General features: G+C 71.3%; 16 protein-coding genes. 11 read left to right on the top strand and 5 right to left on the bottom strand.

The genetic code is table 11. The annotated features are described in order from the left end of the window. Window positions 1-2 precede the first annotated feature (2 nt). The 4 genes from dxs to ACZ5U5_RS34560 all read left to right on the top strand — a co-directional run bounded on the left by dxs (window position 3) and on the right by ACZ5U5_RS34560 (window position 4,189). Window positions 3-1,910: a 1-deoxy-D-xylulose-5-phosphate synthase gene (gene dxs / locus ACZ5U5_RS34545; RefSeq protein ID WP_469029694.1), complete on the top strand. Its 1,908-nt coding sequence runs from the start codon at window positions 3-5 to the stop codon at window positions 1,908-1,910. Continuing rightward, entirely contained in the window at window positions 1,907-3,292 is a 1,386-nt protein-coding gene (locus ACZ5U5_RS34550) for an aspartate aminotransferase family protein (RefSeq protein WP_469029697.1), read from the top strand. Before dxs ends, ACZ5U5_RS34550 begins: the two co-directional genes overlap by 4 nt. A gap of 82 nt (window positions 3,293-3,374) precedes the next feature. Further along, window positions 3,375-4,016, top strand: a complete 642-nt coding sequence (locus ACZ5U5_RS34555; RefSeq protein ID WP_469029699.1) for a helix-turn-helix domain-containing protein — start codon at window positions 3,375-3,377, stop codon at window positions 4,014-4,016. Between the two features lie 56 nt (window positions 4,017-4,072). Then, window positions 4,073-4,189, top strand: coding sequence for a DUF6126 family protein (locus ACZ5U5_RS34560; protein WP_469029844.1), 117 nt, complete (start codon window positions 4,073-4,075; stop codon window positions 4,187-4,189). A 27-nt stretch (window positions 4,190-4,216) separates the two neighbouring features. Here the strand turns inward: ACZ5U5_RS34560 and ACZ5U5_RS34565 are convergent, their stop codons facing one another. Next, window positions 4,217-5,038, bottom strand: a complete 822-nt coding sequence (locus ACZ5U5_RS34565; RefSeq protein WP_469029702.1) for a tyrosine-protein phosphatase — start codon at window positions 5,036-5,038, stop codon at window positions 4,217-4,219. A gap of 250 nt (window positions 5,039-5,288) precedes the next feature. On the opposite strand from ACZ5U5_RS34565, the gene ACZ5U5_RS34570 reads away from it, so the two are divergent. Beyond that, window positions 5,289-6,107, top strand: coding sequence for an SGNH/GDSL hydrolase family protein (locus tag ACZ5U5_RS34570; protein WP_469029705.1), 819 nt, complete (start codon window positions 5,289-5,291; stop codon window positions 6,105-6,107). On the opposite strand, the gene ACZ5U5_RS34575 is transcribed toward ACZ5U5_RS34570, so the two are convergent. Both ACZ5U5_RS34575 and ACZ5U5_RS34580 read right to left on the bottom strand, forming a co-directional pair. Further along, window positions 6,091-6,729, bottom strand: a complete 639-nt coding sequence (locus ACZ5U5_RS34575; protein WP_469029708.1) for a TetR/AcrR family transcriptional regulator — start codon at window positions 6,727-6,729, stop codon at window positions 6,091-6,093. The two genes, ACZ5U5_RS34570 and ACZ5U5_RS34575, sit on opposite strands and share 17 nt — an antisense overlap. 35 nt (window positions 6,730-6,764) lie before the next feature. After that, window positions 6,765-7,988 (bottom strand): glutamate dehydrogenase, encoded by a 1,224-nt coding sequence (locus ACZ5U5_RS34580; RefSeq protein WP_469029710.1) that lies wholly within the window; start codon window positions 7,986-7,988, stop codon window positions 6,765-6,767. A gap of 166 nt (window positions 7,989-8,154) precedes the next feature. On the opposite strand from ACZ5U5_RS34580, the gene ACZ5U5_RS34585 reads away from it, so the two are divergent. Continuing rightward, on the top strand, window positions 8,155-9,396 hold the full coding sequence (locus ACZ5U5_RS34585; protein ID WP_469029713.1) for an MBL fold metallo-hydrolase: 1,242 nt from the start codon (window positions 8,155-8,157) through the stop codon (window positions 9,394-9,396). A 208-nt stretch (window positions 9,397-9,604) separates the two neighbouring features. Here the strand turns inward: ACZ5U5_RS34585 and ACZ5U5_RS34590 are convergent, their stop codons facing one another. Then, window positions 9,605-11,161, bottom strand: coding sequence for an ATP-binding SpoIIE family protein phosphatase (locus ACZ5U5_RS34590; protein WP_469029715.1), 1,557 nt, complete (start codon window positions 11,159-11,161; stop codon window positions 9,605-9,607). A 505-nt stretch (window positions 11,162-11,666) separates the two neighbouring features. On the opposite strand from ACZ5U5_RS34590, the gene ACZ5U5_RS34595 reads away from it, so the two are divergent. From ACZ5U5_RS34595 to ACZ5U5_RS34615, 5 genes are all read left to right on the top strand, one after another. Then, window positions 11,667-13,442 carry a sensor histidine kinase gene (locus tag ACZ5U5_RS34595; RefSeq protein WP_469029718.1) on the top strand — a complete coding sequence of 592 codons (1,776 nt, stop codon included), beginning with the start codon at window positions 11,667-11,669 and terminating at the stop codon, window positions 13,440-13,442. Window positions 13,443-13,509: 67 nt separating this feature from the next. Beyond that, on the top strand, window positions 13,510-13,944 hold the full coding sequence (locus ACZ5U5_RS34600; protein WP_344524647.1) for a roadblock/LC7 domain-containing protein: 435 nt from the start codon (window positions 13,510-13,512) through the stop codon (window positions 13,942-13,944). Between the two features lie 2 nt (window positions 13,945-13,946). Continuing rightward, the gene (locus ACZ5U5_RS34605; protein WP_469029721.1) at window positions 13,947-14,318 is read left to right on the top strand and encodes a DUF742 domain-containing protein; all 372 of its coding nucleotides are present in this window, start codon (window positions 13,947-13,949) and stop codon (window positions 14,316-14,318) included. Beyond that, window positions 14,296-14,892 (top strand): GTP-binding protein, encoded by a 597-nt coding sequence (locus tag ACZ5U5_RS34610; protein ID WP_469029724.1) that lies wholly within the window; start codon window positions 14,296-14,298, stop codon window positions 14,890-14,892. Before ACZ5U5_RS34605 ends, ACZ5U5_RS34610 begins: the two co-directional genes overlap by 23 nt. Continuing rightward, a complete protein-coding gene (locus ACZ5U5_RS34615) occupies window positions 14,889-15,461 on the top strand; it encodes a GAF domain-containing protein (RefSeq protein ID WP_469029847.1) in 573 nt (190 codons plus the stop codon). The genes ACZ5U5_RS34610 and ACZ5U5_RS34615 overlap by 4 nt, the downstream gene beginning before the upstream one ends. A gap of 14 nt (window positions 15,462-15,475) precedes the next feature. Here the strand turns inward: ACZ5U5_RS34615 and ACZ5U5_RS34620 are convergent, their stop codons facing one another. Beyond that, window positions 15,476-17,362 (bottom strand): DUF2264 domain-containing protein, encoded by a 1,887-nt coding sequence (locus tag ACZ5U5_RS34620; RefSeq protein ID WP_469029726.1) that lies wholly within the window; start codon window positions 17,360-17,362, stop codon window positions 15,476-15,478. Window positions 17,363-17,412 lie beyond the last annotated feature (50 nt).

Here is a 17,412-nt window from a genome sequence, read left to right on the forward strand (position 1 = left end):
GCATGACCATTCTGGAAACCATCCGGGGGCCGCGTGACCTGAAGGCGCTGACCGAGGACGAGCTCGACGAACTGGCCGAAGAGGTGCGGGAGTTCCTGGTGCACGCGGTCGCCAGGACCGGAGGCCACCTCGGCCCCAATCTGGGGGTGGTGGAACTCTCCATCGCCCTCCACCGCGTCTTCGAGTCACCGGTCGACCGCATCGTGTGGGACACCGGCCACCAGAGCTACGTGCACAAACTCCTGACCGGCCGGCAGGACTTCTCCAAACTGCGCGGCAAGGGCGGCCTGTCCGGCTACCCCTCGAGGGCGGAGTCCGAGCACGACATCGTCGAGAACAGCCACGCCTCGACAGCGCTCGGCTGGGCCGACGGTCTGGCCAAGGCTCGTCAGGTCCTGGGGGAGCGGGGGCATGTCGTCGCCGTCATCGGGGACGGCGCACTCACCGGCGGCATGGCATGGGAGGCGCTCAACAACATCGCGGCCGCGAAGGACCGGCCGTTGATCATCGTCGTCAACGACAACGAACGTTCGTACGCCCCCACCATCGGCGGTCTCGCCGACCACCTCGCCACGCTCCGCACGACCGACAGCTACGAACAGGTTCTGGCCTGGGGCAAGGACATCCTTCAGCGCACTCCCGTCGTGGGGCACACGCTGTACGAGTCGCTGCACGGCGCCAAGAAGGGGTTCAAGGACGCCTTCGCGCCGCAGGGCATGTTTGAGGACCTGGGCCTGAAGTACGTCGGGCCGATCGACGGGCACGACACCGGTGCCGTGGAGTCGGCACTGCGGCGTGCGAAACGCTTCCACGGCCCCGTCATCGTCCACTGCCTCACCGAGAAGGGCCGCGGCTACGAACCCGCGCTCGCCGACGAGGCCGACCGTTTCCACACGGTCGGGGTGATGGACCCGCTGACCTGCGAGCCGCTCGCACCCTCCAACGGCCCCTCCTGGACCTCGGTGTTCGGTGATGAGATCGTCCGCATCGGTGCTGAGCGGGAAGACGTGGTCGCGATCACCGCGGCCATGCTGGGCCCGGTCGGTCTGACGAAGTTCGCCAAGGCCTACCCCGACCGGGTGTGGGACGTCGGGATCGCGGAACAGCACGCCACGGTGTCGGCGGCCGGACTCGCGACCGGGGGCCTGCACCCCGTCGTCGCCGTCTACGCCACCTTCCTCAACCGGGCCTTCGACCAGCTCCTGATGGATGTCGCGCTGCACGAGTGCGGCGTCACCTTCGTCCTGGACCGAGCCGGGGTCACGGGCGTCGACGGGGCCTCGCACAACGGCATGTGGGACATGTCGATCCTCCAGGTCGTGCCGGGGCTGCGGATCGCCGCGCCGCGCGACGCGGACCAACTGCGCGCGCAGCTGCGGGAAGCGGTCGCCGTGGACGACGCGCCGACGCTGCTCCGCTTCCCCAAGGAGTCGGTGGGACCCGCCATTCCCGCGGTGGACCGGATCGGCGGCATGGACGTACTGGCCCAAAGCGGCCAAATCAGCCAAAGCGGCCAAGGCGCCGACGCGGACGTGCTGTTGGTGGCGGTCGGCGTGATGGCGCCCGTCTGCCTGCAGGCCGCCGATCTGCTGCGGGAGCGCGGCCTCAACTGCACGGTGGTCGACCCCCGCTGGGTCAAGCCGGTCGACGCCGAGCTGCCCGCCCTTGCCGCACGGCACCGCGTCGTGGGGGTCGTGGAGGACAACAGCCGGGCGTCCGGGGTCGGCGCGGCCATCGCCCTCGCGTTGGACGATGCCGAAGTCGACGTCCCTGTACGGCGGTTCGGCATCCCCGAGCAGTTCCTCGCGCACGCCAAGCGGGCCGAGGTGCTCGCGGACATCGGGCTCACCCCCGTCGAGATCGCGGGGCGGATCAGCGGCACACTGGCAGCCAAGGAGCACGGAGCATGACCAAGGAGTTCGACCTCGGCAGACTCCTCGCCGAGCGGGGTGCCGAGCGCTACGAACTGCACGCGCGGCATCTGAACCATCAGCTGCCGCGCATGCTGCACACCATCGGCTTCGACAAGGTCTACGAACGGGCCGAGGGCGCGTACTTCTGGGACGCGGAGGGCAACGACTACCTCGACATGCTCGCGGGCTTCGGCGTGATGGGCCTGGGCCGCCACCACCCCGTCGTACGCAAGGCGCTGCACGACGTCCTGGACGCCTCGCTCGCCGACCTGACGCGCTTCGACTGCCAGCCGCTGCCCGGCCTGCTCGCCGAGAAGCTGCTGACCCACAGCCCGCACCTGGACCGGGTCTTCTTCGGCAACAGCGGCACGGAGGCCGTCGAGACCGCGCTGAAGTTCGCGCGGTACGCCACGGGCAGGCCGAGGGTGCTCTACTGCACGCACGCCTTCCACGGCCTGACCACCGGTTCGCTCTCGGTCAACGGCGAGTCGGGCTTCCGGGACGGATTCGCACCCCTGCTGCCCGACACGGCGGTGCCGCTCGGTGACCTGGACGCCCTGCGCGCGGAGCTGGCCAAGGGCGACGTGGCGGGACTCATCGTGGAGCCCATCCAGGGCAAGGGCGTGCACGCGCCGCCGCCCGGCTATCTGCTCGCCGCCCAGGAGCTGCTGCGCAAACACAAGGCGCTGCTCATCGCCGACGAGGTGCAGACAGGCCTCGGCAGAACCGGCGACTTCTACGCCTACCAGCACGAGGAAGGCGTCGAGCCGGACCTGGTGTGCGTCGCCAAGGCGCTGTCCGGCGGCTATGTGCCGGTGGGCGCCACGCTCGGCAAGGACTGGATCTTCAAGAAGGTCTACTCGTCCATGGACCGGGTGCTCGTGCACTCGGCGAGCTTCGGGTCCAACGCGCAGGCCATGGCGGCCGGGCTCGCGGTCCTGGCCGTCATGGAGGACGAGAAGATCGTCGAGAACGCGCGCGTGACCGGCGAACTCCTGAAGACGCGGCTCGGCGCGCTCGTCGACCGCTACGAGCTGCTCAGCGAGGTGCGCGGCCGGGGCCTGATGGTCGGCATCGAGTTCGGGCGCCCCAAGTCACTGAAACTGCGCGGCCGTTGGACCATGCTGCAGGCGGCGCGCAAGGGGCTCTTCGCGCAGATGGTCGTCGTGCCGCTGCTGCAGAAGCACCGCATCCTCACCCAGGTCTCCGGCGATCACTTGGAGGTCATCAAGCTGATCCCGCCGCTGACCGTCGGGGAGCGGGAGGTGGACCGGTTCGTAGAGGCTTTCACCGCCGTGATGGACGAGGCGCACAGCGGGGGCGGGCTGATGTGGGACTTCGGCAGGACGCTGGTGAAGCAGGCGGTCGCCAACCGCTGAGGCACCGGCGCAGGCACAGACAGGCTTTTGCCTCTGGGGCAAGAAAGTTGCCTCGGGGGCAAGGGCCTGGCTCAATCGAGGTATGAGCAATGCCGAGCCAGAACCGCTCGACCCGGAGGCCGCCGAGGCTCTGCCCGCCGTCGCCCCGCAACTGCGTGAGCTGCGGCGTCGTGCCGCGCTGACACTGGAGGCCGCGGCCCGCACCGCCGGGCTCTCGCCCGCCCATCTCTCCCGTCTGGAGACCGGGCAGCGCCAGCCCTCACTGCCGATGCTGCTCGCACTCGCTCGTACGTACGGTACGACGGTCTCGGAACTCCTCGGCGAGAAGCCCGCCGACCGGGACGCCATCGTCCGCGCCTCGGACATGGAACCGACTCGGGCGGGCGGCTGGACCTACTGGCAGGCGGGCGCGCAGGCCCGGGGCATGCAGGCGCTGCGGGTGCACGTGCCCCACGGGGCCCAAGGCGACATCGTGCGCGTCCACCCCGGTGAGGAGTGGCTGTACGTCCTCCAGGGGCGCCTTCGGCTGCGGCTCGGCGACACCACGTACACGCTCGAACCGGGGGACAGCGCGCACTTCGACTCGCTGACCCCGCACCGGATCGCCGCCGCGGACCACCTCGGCACCGACCTTCTCTTCGTCCACACCCTGCTGCAGAGTCCCGCCACCGCGCTGTGCCTCGGCGGGACCCCGCACAGTTCCACCCTGGGAGACACGCGATGACGGAACCCGAAGCGCGGCAGCCCGAACCGGCCGTCCCCGCCAAGAAGGCCATGTCCATGGAGGAGAAGCTCCCCCGCGGGCTCTGGGTCCGGCTGATCATCTACGTCGCCGTGGGCCACGTGTTCGCGGCCTTCATCTACCTGCTGTTCACGCTGGGCGCGCAGAACCAGTGACGGTGAGGCCGGGGGAGGCGGGGCGGCTCAGTCCAGGAGGTGCTCGCGCAGCCGCTCGCGCGTCTCGGGGGCCAGCTTGAGGCCCTCGGTGAGGTAGGTCTCCGTGTCGCCCCAGGTCTGCTCGATCGTCTCGAAGGCCGCGGCCAGATACTCGGCGCGGGCCTCGAAGAGCGGGCTGAGCAGCTGCATGACCTCGGGGGACATCGCGTTCGGGGAGCTGTCGCTGCGGCGCACCTTGTAGCGGCGGTGCGTGGCGTTCGACTCCAGGTAGTCCGCCTCGATGGCCTCGCGCTCCACGCCGACGGCAAGGAGCGTGACGGCTATCGAGAGGCCCGCGCGGTCCTTGCCCGCCGCGCAGTGCATCAGGGCTGGCACGCTGTCCGCGGCCATCTCGTGCAGCACCCGGCTGTGCTCGGCGGTGCGGTCCCTGATGATCTCGCGGTACGTGTCGGAGAGGCGCCCCGCGGCCTGCCCCTCGGAGAGCGCCGCGCGCAGCTGGTCCAGGTCGCCGTCGCGGACCATCGTCCAGAACTCGGCGCCGTGGGCCGGGTCGGTCAGCGGCAGGTTCACGTTGCGTACGCCGGGCAGCTCGACGTCCGGGCCTTCAAGGCGCTGGTCGGCCGCGTTACGGAAGTCGTAGATCGTGTGCAGGCCCAGGGTGGAGAGGAACGCGGCGTCGGACGCGGTGGCGTGCGCGAGGTGACCGCTGCGGAAGAGCCGGCCGTGGCGGACCCGGCGGCCGTCCACGGTCGGAAGTCCGCCCACGTCACGGAAGTTGCGGACTCCGGCCAGCTCGGGCTCCGCCTGCTCGGTCGTCGTCAGCTCTGTCGGCGGGACCTGCTGCGTCACGGGGGCTCCTCCGGGCCGGGCGCCGGCGCGACTCGCCGGTCGGGGTGGGACTTCGACCATACGACATGGGTACCTGAGGCAATCACTGCCGGTGCATGAGCGTTGCCTCACAGGTGAACCCCCTCGCGGCGGTGACGGGTTGCCGTCTATTCCTGGCTTGGACGAAACTTGACCGGTGGCTTATCTCACCCCCCGTCAACCCCTCCCTACGGTGGCGTAGGTCACTTGGTGAGGTGAAAGATGTGACGACGTGAGAGCAGAGTCGACAACCTTCATTCCTGACACATTCACCTCCTACGCAGCGGTCGGCGACAGCTTCACCGAAGGCGTGGGGGACCCCGGTCCCGACGGCGCGTTCGTCGGCTGGGCCGACCGCCTCGCGGTGCTGCTCGACGACCGGCTGCCGGAGCACACCTTCCGGTACGCCAACCTCGCCGTGCGCGGCAAGCTGCTCGACCAGGTCGTCGCGGACCAGGTGCCCCTGGCCAAGAAGCTGGGCCCCGACTTCCTGACGTTCTGCGCGGGCGGCAACGACATCATCCGGCCCGGCACCGACCCGGACGAGGTCGCCGAGCGGTTCGAGCGGGCCGTCGTCGACCTCACGTCGTCGGTCGGCACGGTCATGGTGACCACGGGGTTCGACACCCGCGGGGTCCCGGTCCTCAAACGCCTGCGCGGCAAGATCGCCACGTACAACGGCCATGTCCGCGCGATCGCCGACCGTTACGGCTGCCCGGTCCTCGACCTGTGGTCCCTCAAGACCATTCAGGACCGCCGTGCCTGGGACGGCGACCGCCTGCACCTCTCCGCCGAGGGCCACACCCGGGTGGCGCTGCGCGCGGCCCAGGTCCTTGGCCTCGAGGTCCCCGCGGACCCGGACCAGCCGTGGCCCCCGGAACCGCCGCGCGGCACGCTGGAGGTGCGCCGCGACGACATCAACTGGGCGCGCGAGTACCTGGTTCCGTGGTTCGGGCGGAGGCTGCGCGGGGAGTCGTCGGGGGACCACGTGGAGGCCAAGGGGAGCGTTGACCCCTACACCGTCCGGATGCACATCAAGTCGGCGTCCTGAAGGGGGCGTCCGCGGAGGGCGATTCGACCTGGGCCAGGCCCAGTTCACGGTCCAGGGCCTCGTCCACCCACGCCAGCATGCGGGCGCGGGGCAGCGCGCCCTCGTAGGCCGTCATCTGCACCGCGAGGCCGTCGAGCAGGGCCGTGAGGCGCAGGGCCGTGGCCCGGGGGTCCGCGCAGGTGAACTCGTCCGCGGTGACGCCCTCCCCGATGACCTCCGCGAGGGCGGCCTTCCACTGCTGGTCCAAGTCACGCGTCACCGTGCGCAGGGTGGGCTCGCGCAGCGCCGCGGACCAGCCCTCGATCCAGAGGCGCCAGCCCTTGGCCTGGCCGGTGGGGGCGTACCACCGGACGGCGGAGCGCAGTCGGCGCAGGGCCGTCGTGCGGCGGCCCAACAAGGCGCGCAGATGCGCCAGATCACCCTCGGCGGCGTGCGCGAAGGCCGCCGCCACCAGCTTCTCCTTCGTGGAGAAGTGGTACAGGACCAGCGCGTTGCTCACCCCGAGCGCCGCGGCCACGTCCGCGATGCGTACGGCCGCCACACCGCGCACCTCGATCTGTTCGACGGTGGCGGCAAGCAGCTCCGCCCGCCGTTCCGCCACGCTCAACCGCACTCTCGCCACACCGGGCAGCCTATCCACCTCCCGGCCCCTGCCGACTACGCGTTCACGTACCAGTCGAAGCGCTCCCCGATCTCCGGCAGCCGGTCGGCGACCAGCGCGTGGGCTGCCGCGCGCGGCGTCGTGCCGTCCGCATCGGCGCGCCGCAGCATCACGTCGACCAGGGCCCGCATCGAGCGGCGCGTGTACGCGAAGGCATCGTCCGCGTCGGGGCCGATGTCGCCGAAGAGCGTCCACCACCACCAGGCGTTGGTACCGGAGTTGACGACGACATCGGGCAGGACGGTGATGCCCCGCTGTGCGAGGAGATGCTCCGCCTCGGGCAGCACCGGCATGTTGGCCGCTTCGGCTATCCAACGGGCGGTGATCCGCGCCTGGTTGGTCCGGTCGATGGCGTACGACACCGCCGCGGGGACCAGGATCTCCGCCTCCGTGGACAACCAGGCCGCGCCCGGTAGTTCGCGGTCCCCGGGCCGCAGGGCGGAGCGGTCCACCGTGCCGTGCGCGTCCCGGGCGGCGAGCAGTGCCTCCACGTCGAGACCCGCCGGGTTGGCGATCGTGCCCTTGATGTCGGCGACGGCCACGATCGTCAGGCCCGCGCGCGTGAGGAACCGTGCGGTCGCGCCGCCCATGGTGCCCAGGCCTTGTACGGCCACGCGCGCGCCCACGTGCGTGTGGCCCGCGCGGTCGAGGGCCGCGAGGACCGCTTCGGCGACGCCGTGGCCGCCGACCAGCTCGGCGAGGCCGATCCCGTCGACCTGCACGGCGAACGCGTCCGCCAGGCGCTTGCGGGCCGCCACCTCGTCGTCCAGGAGCGGGTGGACGGCCTGGACACAAGAGATCAGACCGGCTTCCGCCGCCGCCTCGTCGACCATGTCCTGGGTCAGCCCCAGGTCCTCGCCCGTCGTCCAGGAGCTCTCGACGTACGGGCGCATCGCCCGCAGGTAGCGGACCAGGACGTCGTACGCCTCGGGGGCGCGCGGATCGCAGTCGATGCCGCCCTTGGCGCCGCCGAGCGGGATGTAGCGGGCGCTGGGGTCGTAGTGCAGGGACTCCTTCATCGTCATGCCGCGGGCAAGGCCCGCGACCTCGTCGAGGGTGCAGCCGGGGCGCATGCGCAGACCGCCGCTGCAGACGCCGCGTACGAGACGGTCGATGACCAGGAAACCCCGGTGGCCGGTGATGTGGTCGGTCCAGGTGAGGGAGAGGAGGGGTGCGGAGGTGGTGGCCGGGGCGGCGGGTGGCGCCGGAACTGGGGGCATGAGGCGTCCTCCTACTGAATGACGGATCAGTAGAAGTACAGCATGCGCGTGCGCGCGCGTGGCCGGTGCGGGGCCCTCCGCGTGGCCGGTGCGGGCCCCTCCGGGCAGCCGCTGTCAGAGGCGGTGCACATAATGGAGATCTGACCTACCCCTTCCAGGAGGTGCTGTGTCCCGTTCGCTGAGCTCTGGGCTCCGCTCGCTCAGGACCGCCGCCTTCGGCGCGGATCCGGCCGGTGAGCGGCTCGCGAGGATCCACAGATCGCCGAACTTCGCCGACGGGTCCTTCCAGAACCCCGAGGGGGCGCGGACCCGGCCCACCGGTTCGACGCTCGAGTTCGCGAAGATCTACTTCCGCAAGGAGGAGCGGATCCGGCGCGGGCCCATGGGCACCGTCCCCGTGCATCCCACCACCCTCGCCGATCTCGCCGTGCCCCCGGCCGACGGATTGCGCATCACCTGGATGGGGCACTCCAGTGTGCTCGCCGAGATCGACGGGCAGCGGGTGCTGTTCGACCCCGTCTGGGGAGAGCGGTGCTCTCCCTTTTCCTGGGTCGGACCCAAGCGCCTGCACCCCGTGCCGGTGCCTCTCGCGGCGCTCGGCCCGGTGGACGTCGTGGTGATCTCGCACGATCACTACGACCACCTGGACATGCCCACCATCCAGGCCCTGGTCGGCACGGACACCGTCTTCGCGGTGCCGCTGGGCGTCGGCGCCCACCTGGAGCACTGGGGCGTCCCCGCCGACCGGCTGCGCGAGCTGGACTGGAACGAGACCACGAAGGTGGGCGGTCTGACCTTGACGGCGACGCCCGCGCGCCACTTCTGCGGCCGCGGTGTGCGCAACCCGCAGCACACGCTCTGGGCGTCCTGGGCAGTCGCGGGACCCGAGCACAGCGTCTACCACAGCGGCGACACCGGTTACTTCGGCGGTTTCCGCGAGATCGGCGCGGAGCACGGACCGTTCGACGTCACGATGATCCAGATCGGGGCGTACAGCGAGTTCTGGCCCGACATCCACATGACGCCCGAGGAGGGGGTGCGCGCGCACCTGGACCTCCAGGGCGGGCGTCCCGAGGGCGTGATGCTGCCGATCCACTGGGGCACGTTCAACCTCGCGCCGCACCCGTGGTCCGCGCCGGGCGAGGGGACGCTCGCCGAGGCGACCCGCCTGGGGTCGAGGATCGCGCTGCCCGTGCCGGGCGAACCGTTCGAGCCCGCTTCGGACTCGGTCCCGGTCCAGCCGTGGTGGCGCGGCGTCGCCATCGAGCCGGAGGGCGGGTGGACCCGCCCGGAGAGCACCACCGCGAACGCCGAGTCAGCGACGGGGCCCACCGAGCGCACGGCAGCGGCCGACCGCCCCGAGCACACGGAAGGCACCGGGGAGCCTGAGGCGGCGCGGGTCGGCTGATGCGTACGGCACGGCGGTAGGGGCCGAAGGGGCTCGTGGCACCGGCCGGGGGCGGGGCGGTGGCGTACGACGTGCTGCTCCGTGGCCGTGTCGGTGATGCCTGCCCGCCAGCCGGGCAGGCGTTGAGTCGGCCGCGGGGCCCGCCCAGGCCACGAACCGCTCCGAGCGCACGGATACGGCACCGCGCTTCGCCGCCGTGTCGGCCGCGTCAGCCGGGCGTGGACGTCAGGGTCGGCTGAGGGGGGGACCCCTTGGCGGCCGGTGTGATGAGCATGGTGAACCAGACGGTCTTGCCGCTGACGGTGGGCCGCGTGCCCCAGGCGTCGGCGAGCGCCTCGACCAGGAGCAGCCCGCGGCCGTCCTCCTCGGTGCTCTCCGCGAGCCGGGCCCGCGGCCGGGGAATGGAGTGGTCGGTGATCTCCACGCCCAGCTCGCGGACGCTGTGCCACACCCGCAGATTGAGGGGCCCCCGCGCGTGGCGGTACGCGTTGGTCAACAGCTCGGAGGCGAGCAGGAGAGCCGTGTCGGTCTGCGCCGTGAGCCCCCATTCCGCCAACTTCGCCTGCAGGAAGCGCCGCCCGGCCGGGATCGAGGGCGCCTCGCACTCGAGACCCGTCTCGGCGGTGTGCAGGGGCGCCGTGGGGAAGCTGACGAGGAGCAGCGTCACGTCGTCCGCGTACGTCTCGGTGTCCGGCAGCAGCGCCTGCAGGACGCGGTCGGCGGCGCTCTCCAGGCCACCGGCCGTGGCGAAGACGTCCTCCAGCATGCTGGTCACCAGCTTCAGCCGGAGGTCGATGTCGCTGCTCGCCGTCTCCACCAGACCGTCGGTGTAGAGAGTCAGGGTCGTGCCGGCCCGCAGCGGCAGACGGACCTGCTGGTGCGGTACCCCGCCCACCCCGAGCGGGATTCCGGTCGGCACCGGCAGCTCGTGTACGGTCGCGTCCGGTTCGATGAGGAGCACCGGCAGATGACCGGCCGAACACACGATCACTTCGCCCTGGGCGGGGTCGGCCTCCAGATAGACGCAGGTGACGAACGGTTCGGGCAGATCACGCGTGAACGCGTCCAGCGTCTGCATCAGTTCGCACGGCGGGAGCCCCGCCAGGGCCAGGGCGCGGGCCGCGGAGCGCAACTGCCCCATGACCACGGCCGCGTCCAGACCGCGTCCCATCACGTCGCCGACGAAGACACCGACCCGGCCCGCGCCCAGGTCGATCAGGTCGAACCAGTCCCCGCCGACCCCCTGCCCCTGCGTCGAGGGCAGATAGCGGCTGGCCGCCAGAGCGCCCGGAATCTGCTTGGCGTTGCCCATGAGGTTGAGGGCCAGCGCGACCTGGCGCTGCTGCGCGTGCAGCTTGGTGAGCTCCGCGTCGGCTCTCTTGCGGGCGGTGATGTCGCGCATGAGGGAGCAGGCGGCCGTGATGGTCCCGTCGTGGGCGCGGATCGGCCACAGGGTCACGTCGATGTCCAGGTCACGGCCGCCACTGGCCGTCCGGCGGGTCTCGTAGTGCTCGATCCGCACGCCCCGGGCGATCTGCTCGAGGAGACCGGCTTCCTCGTCCTTGAGGTCCGGGGGCACGATCATGCCGACATGGCTGCCGACGGCCTCTTCGGGTGTGTATCCGTACAGCCGTTGCGCCGCCGCGTTCCAGAAGATGATCTGACCGTCCAGGGTCTTCATGAGGATCGCATCCTGTGAGGATTCGACCAGTTCCCGGAAGAACCCCGGCTGGCTCCCGGTGCCCCGCAGCCTTTCCACCGACATCGCTGGTGCCTCGCTTCACCTGACGCGTCCGCACCCGGGCGGAGAGAGTCACCTCTCCCGCACCTGTCCAGGACCACGTCGCCCATCACGCTCGTGCTGACGGATATTGCAGTACGGCATGGGCGGCTCTCAGGGTTCTATCGGTATTTCACCGATACGGATGCGCAGTTGTCCTTTCTCTGCGTAGTCCGGGTGGGGCAGGTGTCACATTGGGACGTTCGTGAAGTGTCGGACTCCTGCCGGTTCGCTGCCCGCCGACTGCCGGAGACTTCCCGGGGCGGTTAATTCGGACGGTCGTGCGACGTGTCATACCAGAGCGGGACGCTGGGTGCCGGACTTTGTCAACTGCCCCCCGCACATGAAGCGTTGGTGACTACCGTGAGTGTCCGCCGGTCGACGCAGGGATCATGGCAGCGCTCCTGCCTGCGCCCTCCCGACCGGTACGGCGATGCCGCGAACCCCTACGTCGCGCCCGCCGGAGCCCGCTCCCCGACCGAGGACGCTGATGTCTCACCTCCGTGCACCGGCCGCCCGCGCAGACCGCCGAGAGGGCGGGCGGCACGGCAGGCCCGGGAGCCGACCCGGCACGGCGCTGCCCGAGGCCCGGATACGGCCCCAGCTCCTGCGCATCGCCGTACTGCCCGCCGTCGCGGTGGTGCTCTGCGCCGCTGCCGCCGTGCTGTTCATCGTCCGCTCGGCCCCCGGCCCGCTCGAACCCGCGCTGCTCGTCATCCTCGTCGCCGCCGGCGCCATCAGCCTGGCCAGCGTCGTGATCGCCGCCGTCGCCGCCGACCGCACCGCCACCTCCGTACGCGACCGCGTCGGTACCCTGCGCCGCACCACCGCGCGCGGACAGGCCGAGCTGCGCGAGGTCGTCGAGAAGCTGCGCCGCGGCGACGGCCCGCCCCCGCGCAAGGCTCCCGCCTCGCCCGCCCCGGACGGCGACGAGTTCGGGCTGCTCGCCGCCGAGCTGTCCCGGGCCCAGGACGTCGCCGTCACCGCCGTCGTACAGGCCTCCCAGCTCTCCAGCCACGCGGGCAGCGAACAGAAGGTCGAGGTCTTCGTCAATCTGGCCCGGCGGCTGCAGTCCCTCGTGCACCGCGAGATCTCGATCCTCGACGAACTGGAGAACGAGGTCGAGGATCCGGAGTTGCTCAAGGGCCTCTTCCACGTCGACCACCTGGCCACCCGCATCCGCCGGCACGCCGAGAACCTCGCCGTGCTCGGCGGCGCCATCTCGCGCCGCCAGTGGAGCAACCCGGTCTCCATGACGGAGGTGCTCCGCTCGGCCATCGCGGAGGTCGAGCAGTACTCGCGCGTCAAGCTGGTGCCGCCGATCGCGGGCACCCTGCGCGGCCACGCCGTCGCCGACGTCATCCACCTGCTGGCCGAACTCGTCGAGAACGCCACGGTGTTCTCCGCCCCGCACACCCAGGTCCTGCTGCGCGCCAACCTGGTGACGGCCGGGCTCGCCGTCGAGGTCGAGGACCGCGGCCTCGGCATGCCGCTGACCGAGCAGAACAAGATGAACCACCTGCTCGCCGACCCGGACCAGGTCAACGTGGCGAGCCTCCTCCAGGACGGGCGGATCGGCCTCTACGTGGTTTCCGCGCTCGCCCGGCGCCACGGCATCGCGGTCCGTCTCCAGACCAACATCTACGGAGGCGTGCAGGCCGTACTGATCCTGCCGCAGGGCCTCCTCGGCACCGAGCCCCAGGCCGAGCCCGCCGCCACCGGACGGCCGCAGCCGGCCCCGGAAGCCGCGCGGCCGGCCGCCCCCGGCGTCGTACGGGAACCGGCGCAGGCGCCCGCCGCCCAGCCGGTGCCGGTGGCCGTGCCCCGGCAGCCGCAGCGGGACGCGCCGCAGAGCCCGCCGCCTACCGCTCCCGTCCCGCACGGCTCCGGGCCCGCCCCGCTGCCCGTCCGGGGCAGGGAGGGCAGGCCGACGCCGGCCGAAGCCGTGCCGGGAATCCGGCCGGAGGACCGGCAGGCCGCCGCCGAGAACACCGGGACACTGCCGACCCCGCTCAACGGCAGCGCCGTACGCGGCCGGGTGGAAAGGCCCCGACTGCCCAAGCGGCGCGCCCAGGAACACATCGCGCCCCAACTGCGGGAAGCGCCCACGCCCCGCCCGGAGAGCGAACACCACATCGGCCACGACCCGGGCCTGATGGCCGCCTTCCAGCGCGGCATCGGACTCGCCGCCGCACAGGAGATGCGCGACCCGGCGCCCGGGCCCGACCTCGACGCCCCCCGCGACGGGGGCGACCAGGGTGGCTGAACCGCACCACCCCACCAGCACCATGTCTGCCCCGGCAGACCCTCGTACCCCAAGGAGTCGATCCACCATGGCGAGCGATGCGCCGACCGGGCAGGTATCCGACCTCGACTGGCTGATGAGCGGGCTCGTGCAGCGCGTGCCGCACACCCACAGCGCGGTCCTGCTCTCCTCCGACGGACTCGTGAAGTCGGTCCACGGCCTCGACCCGGACAGTGCCGACCACATGGCGGCCCTCGCCTCCGGGCTCTACTCACTGGGGCGCAGCGCGGGCATCCGGTTCGGGGACGGCGGCGACGTGCGCCAGGTCGTCGTGGAACTCGACTCCACCCTCCTGTTCGTCTCCACGGCGGGCTCCGGCACCTGCCTCGCGGTGCTCGCCGGGCGCGACGCTGACGCGGCGGTCCTCGGCTACGAGATGACGATGCTGGTCAAGAGCGTGCGCCCCTACCTCCTCACCGCGCCCCGGCAACCCGTCGGCGAACCCGCCCCGATGAGGCATTGAGCGTGGCGGCCCCGCACGACGGGCCCTGGCTCGACGAATCCGCCGGACGGCTCGTCCGGCCCTACACGGTCAGCGGCGGGCGGACCCGGCCGACCGCCCAACTGGACCTCCTGTCCCAGGTGCTGGCCACCGGAGGTCTGGTCACCGGCTACCTGGGGCCCGAACACACCCAGGCGCTCAAGCTCTGCACGGCACCCACATCGGTCGCGGAGATCGCGGCGCAGCTGAAGCTGCCCGCGGTCGTCACCAAAGTGCTGCTCTCCGATCTCGTCGACTGCGGGGCGCTCACCCTGAGAGCCCCGGACTTCTACCACAACCCCACCGACCGGTCCCTGTTGGAGGCAGTGCTCGATGGACTACGACGACAGCTCTGACCCCTTCCCCACCGCGCTGAAGATCCTTGTGGCGGGAGGTTTCGGGGTCGGCAAGACGACCTTCACGGGCGCGGTGAGCGAGATCGCGCCACTGAGCACGGAGGAGCTCCTCACCACGGTCAGCGAAGGCACCGACGATCTGTCGGGCGTCGAGAACAAGACCACGACGACCGTGGCCATGGACTTCGGGCGCATCACCCTCGACCCGGAGCACGTGCTCTACCTCTTCGGGACGCCCGGCCAGGAACGCTTCTGGTTCATGTGGGACGAACTCTCCGAAGGCGCGCTCGGCGCGGTGGTCCTCGCCGACACCCGCCGCCTGGAGGACTGCTTCGCGGCGGTGGACTTCTTCGAGCAGCGCGGCATGGGGTTCATCGTCGCGATCAACGAATTCGACGGCGCCCACCGCTATGAGCCGGAAGAGGTGCGTTCCGCCATCGACCTGGATCCGCAGGTGCCCGTCGTGCGGTGCGACGCGCGGATCTCCAGCTCGGGCATCGCGACCCTCCTCATCCTTGTCAAACACCTGCTCGCCCACGTCCCGGCCGCCCCGAGCTACGGAGCCCACACCTGATGTACGACTCGACCGCACCCCTGCTGCTGACTCCCGTCGACAAGGAGGCGCCGAGCCGGGTGCGGCGGCTGCGCAGGCTCGGCATAGGCCTGCGCCCGGAGCGTGCCTTCGACGCCTTCGCGGCCCGGCTCGCCGAGATCACGGGCGCGCCGTACTCCATGGTCAATTTCATCGACGAGAACCGGCAGTTCTTCGCGGGCCTGCACACCCCCGACGACACGGGGGACGGCTGCGAGCTGACCTCCACGGCGGCCTCGGAGAACACGGCGTTCCGCTACATGGCGCGCGATCACGGGTACTGCCCGCATGTGATCGTGCGGCGCAAGGCCCTCGTCCTTGAGGACGTCTGCGACTATCCGCGGTTCGCGGGCAATCCGGTGGTCGACGAGATCGGCATCCGCTCCTACCTGGGCGCCCCGCTCATCGACCGCACGGGCATCGCGCTCGGCACCATCTGCGTCGTGGACGTCGAGCCCCGGCCCTGGGGCAGAGCCGGTCTGGAGACGATCAAGGCCATGGCGGCGGAGCTGATCGAGCAGATTCACCGCCGGGAGGACGGCGGGATCTAGGGTCCTTTTGACGCTCACACCTCCAGCTGGGTGCCGTCGGGGAAGTGGAGGCGGACGGTGTCGCCGTCCACAGTGCAGGTGATGGACTCCCTCAACGCCGAGGGAAGAACGGTGTCCTGGGAGAGCGCGACCAGGGTGACGTGGACGCTTGCGCCGCCCTCGTGGCCGGTCAGGTTCAGGTACGGCGTCGCCGAGTGCGGGCCGTAGGCGTTGGCGGCCACCTCGCGGGCGATGCCCGCCTCCTCGTCCCAGCCGTGGAGCGCGACGACGGCGCTGGTCAGCCCGGCTTCCGTACGGGTGAGGGCCCAGCCGGTCCCCTGCTCGGCGCACGGCTGTGCCGCGTCGGCCACCGCATAGCCGCCCTCGCGTACGGTCACGCCTGCCGGGGCCTGTACGCGGTGGACGCGGATCTCCCAGGGGCCGTGCAGCACACTGGTGGTCTCGACGGGGAACTCACCCTCGAATCCCGGCAGTTGCGCGTCGTGGCGGGAGGCGGCCACACGTCCCTCGCAGCGCACCGGGTGGATTCGGCGGCGGCGTGACGGGGTGCCGTCCGGCGTGAGGAGCGCGAGGTGGTTGTCCACGGAGCGTTCCCACGCGCTCGGGGCGGTCTCGGGGGCGGTGGCCGTGGAGTAGCCGAACTTGGCGTAGTGCGGGTCGTCGGCCGCGGGGCCTTCGAGGGGGTTGTGGTCGCTTCCGTGGTTGATCAGGCGGACGATGCCGTCGTGGCGCGTGCCATGCAGGAGCCAGCCGGGCTGGGGGAGCGCCGTGTACTGGTCGGACTCCTCCACGGGGAGGGGGAGTTCGCGTTCCGTCCACACCGGGTGGTCGGCGGGCAGCAGCAGGCCGAGGAAACCCTTGCTCGCCCAGTACGGGGATGCCGGGCCTGAGTACGCCTGGGTGGACGGCAGGAACGTCCCGTACCAGCCGAGCGGAAGCAGTCCGCGTTCGTCGGGGACGCCGCGCTCCACGAAGTGCCGTGCGGCGCCGGACGCGAGCCGCCGGGTGAGGCCGGGGGCCAGGGGCGTGCAGTTGGCGAGGGCGCCCATCCAGACGGGGGCGGTCGCCGCGAAGCGGTAGGTCAGGGAGCGGCCCTGGTGGACGGGGGCGCCGTCGGCGCCGAAGAAGTGCGGGTAGGTCGTGAGGAATTGGGCCAGCCGCTCGCGGTAGACCTTGCCGCGTCCCTCGTCGTCCGGGCCCGCCATGCGGGACCAGAGCAGCGGGTACAGATGCATGGCCCAGCCGATGTAGTAGTCGAAATTGCGGCCGTCGCCATCGCTGTACCAGCCGTCGCCGCGGTACCAGTCCTCGATGCGGTGGAGCCCGCCGTCGATGTCCGCCTTGCTGTGCGGGGCGCCGACGGATGCCAAGAACTGCTCGGACACCACCTGGAAGAGGCGCCAGTTGTTGTCCCACGTTCTGCCGCCGACGAAGCCGGAGAACCAGTCGACGACCCGCTCCTGGACCCGGGTGTCGAGCTTGTCCCAGATCCAGGGGCGGGTCTCGTGCAGACCGATCGCGATGGACGCCGCCTCCACCATCTGCTGTGAGCAGTCGCTGAGTTCGGGCCAGGCCTCGCCGCCCGCGGCGGCACGGTCCGTGCCCGTTGTCAGACCCTGCGCGTAGCGTTCGATGAGGTGAGGGTCCACCTCGCCGTCCGCTCCCGCGATCCGGAAGGAGGCGAGGAGGAATGACCGCGCGTACCCCTCGAGGCCGTCCGACACGACCCCCGACCAACTGCCCCGGCCGGGCAGTCGGTACTGCGCGAAGCGGGGCGTCGCGTACGGGACGAGCGCCTCCAACTGCCGGTCGGCGAGGGCCTCCCAGTGGGCGCGGGTCCAGCCCGTGAGCGGGGAGCGGACCCGGTCGGTGGGCGGCAGGGCCAGGTGCGGTGCGGGCATGGTGGGTCCGTGCTTCCTAGGGGCGGGGGCTTCCGGGCGAGGGCGTGCCG

The organism is Streptomyces sp. NPDC033177 (assembly GCF_055577715.1).

Bases quoted from the DNA above. Each gene is read 5' to 3' on its own strand.
- ACZ5U5_RS34610 (WP_469029724.1), top strand. From the start codon at position 14,296: ATGGACTACGACGACAGCTCTGACCCCTTCCCCACCGCGCTGAAGATC.
- ACZ5U5_RS34560 (WP_469029844.1), top strand. From the start codon at position 4,073: ATGGAGGAGAAGCTCCCCCGCGGGCTCTGGGTCCGGCTGATCATCTAC.
- dxs (WP_469029694.1), top strand. From the start codon at position 3: ATGACCATTCTGGAAACCATCCGGGGGCCGCGTGACCTGAAGGCGCTG.
- ACZ5U5_RS34580 (WP_469029710.1), bottom strand. From the start codon at position 7,988: ATGCCCCCAGTTCCGGCGCCACCCGCCGCCCCGGCCACCACCTCCGCA.
- ACZ5U5_RS34620 (WP_469029726.1), bottom strand. From the start codon at position 17,362: ATGCCCGCACCGCACCTGGCCCTGCCGCCCACCGACCGGGTCCGCTCC.
- ACZ5U5_RS34590 (WP_469029715.1), bottom strand. From the start codon at position 11,161: ATGTCGGTGGAAAGGCTGCGGGGCACCGGGAGCCAGCCGGGGTTCTTC.
- ACZ5U5_RS34555 (WP_469029699.1), top strand. From the start codon at position 3,375: ATGAGCAATGCCGAGCCAGAACCGCTCGACCCGGAGGCCGCCGAGGCT.
- ACZ5U5_RS34595 (WP_469029718.1), top strand. From the start codon at position 11,667: ATGTCTCACCTCCGTGCACCGGCCGCCCGCGCAGACCGCCGAGAGGGC.
- ACZ5U5_RS34600 (WP_344524647.1), top strand. From the start codon at position 13,510: ATGGCGAGCGATGCGCCGACCGGGCAGGTATCCGACCTCGACTGGCTG.
- ACZ5U5_RS34550 (WP_469029697.1), top strand. From the start codon at position 1,907: ATGACCAAGGAGTTCGACCTCGGCAGACTCCTCGCCGAGCGGGGTGCC.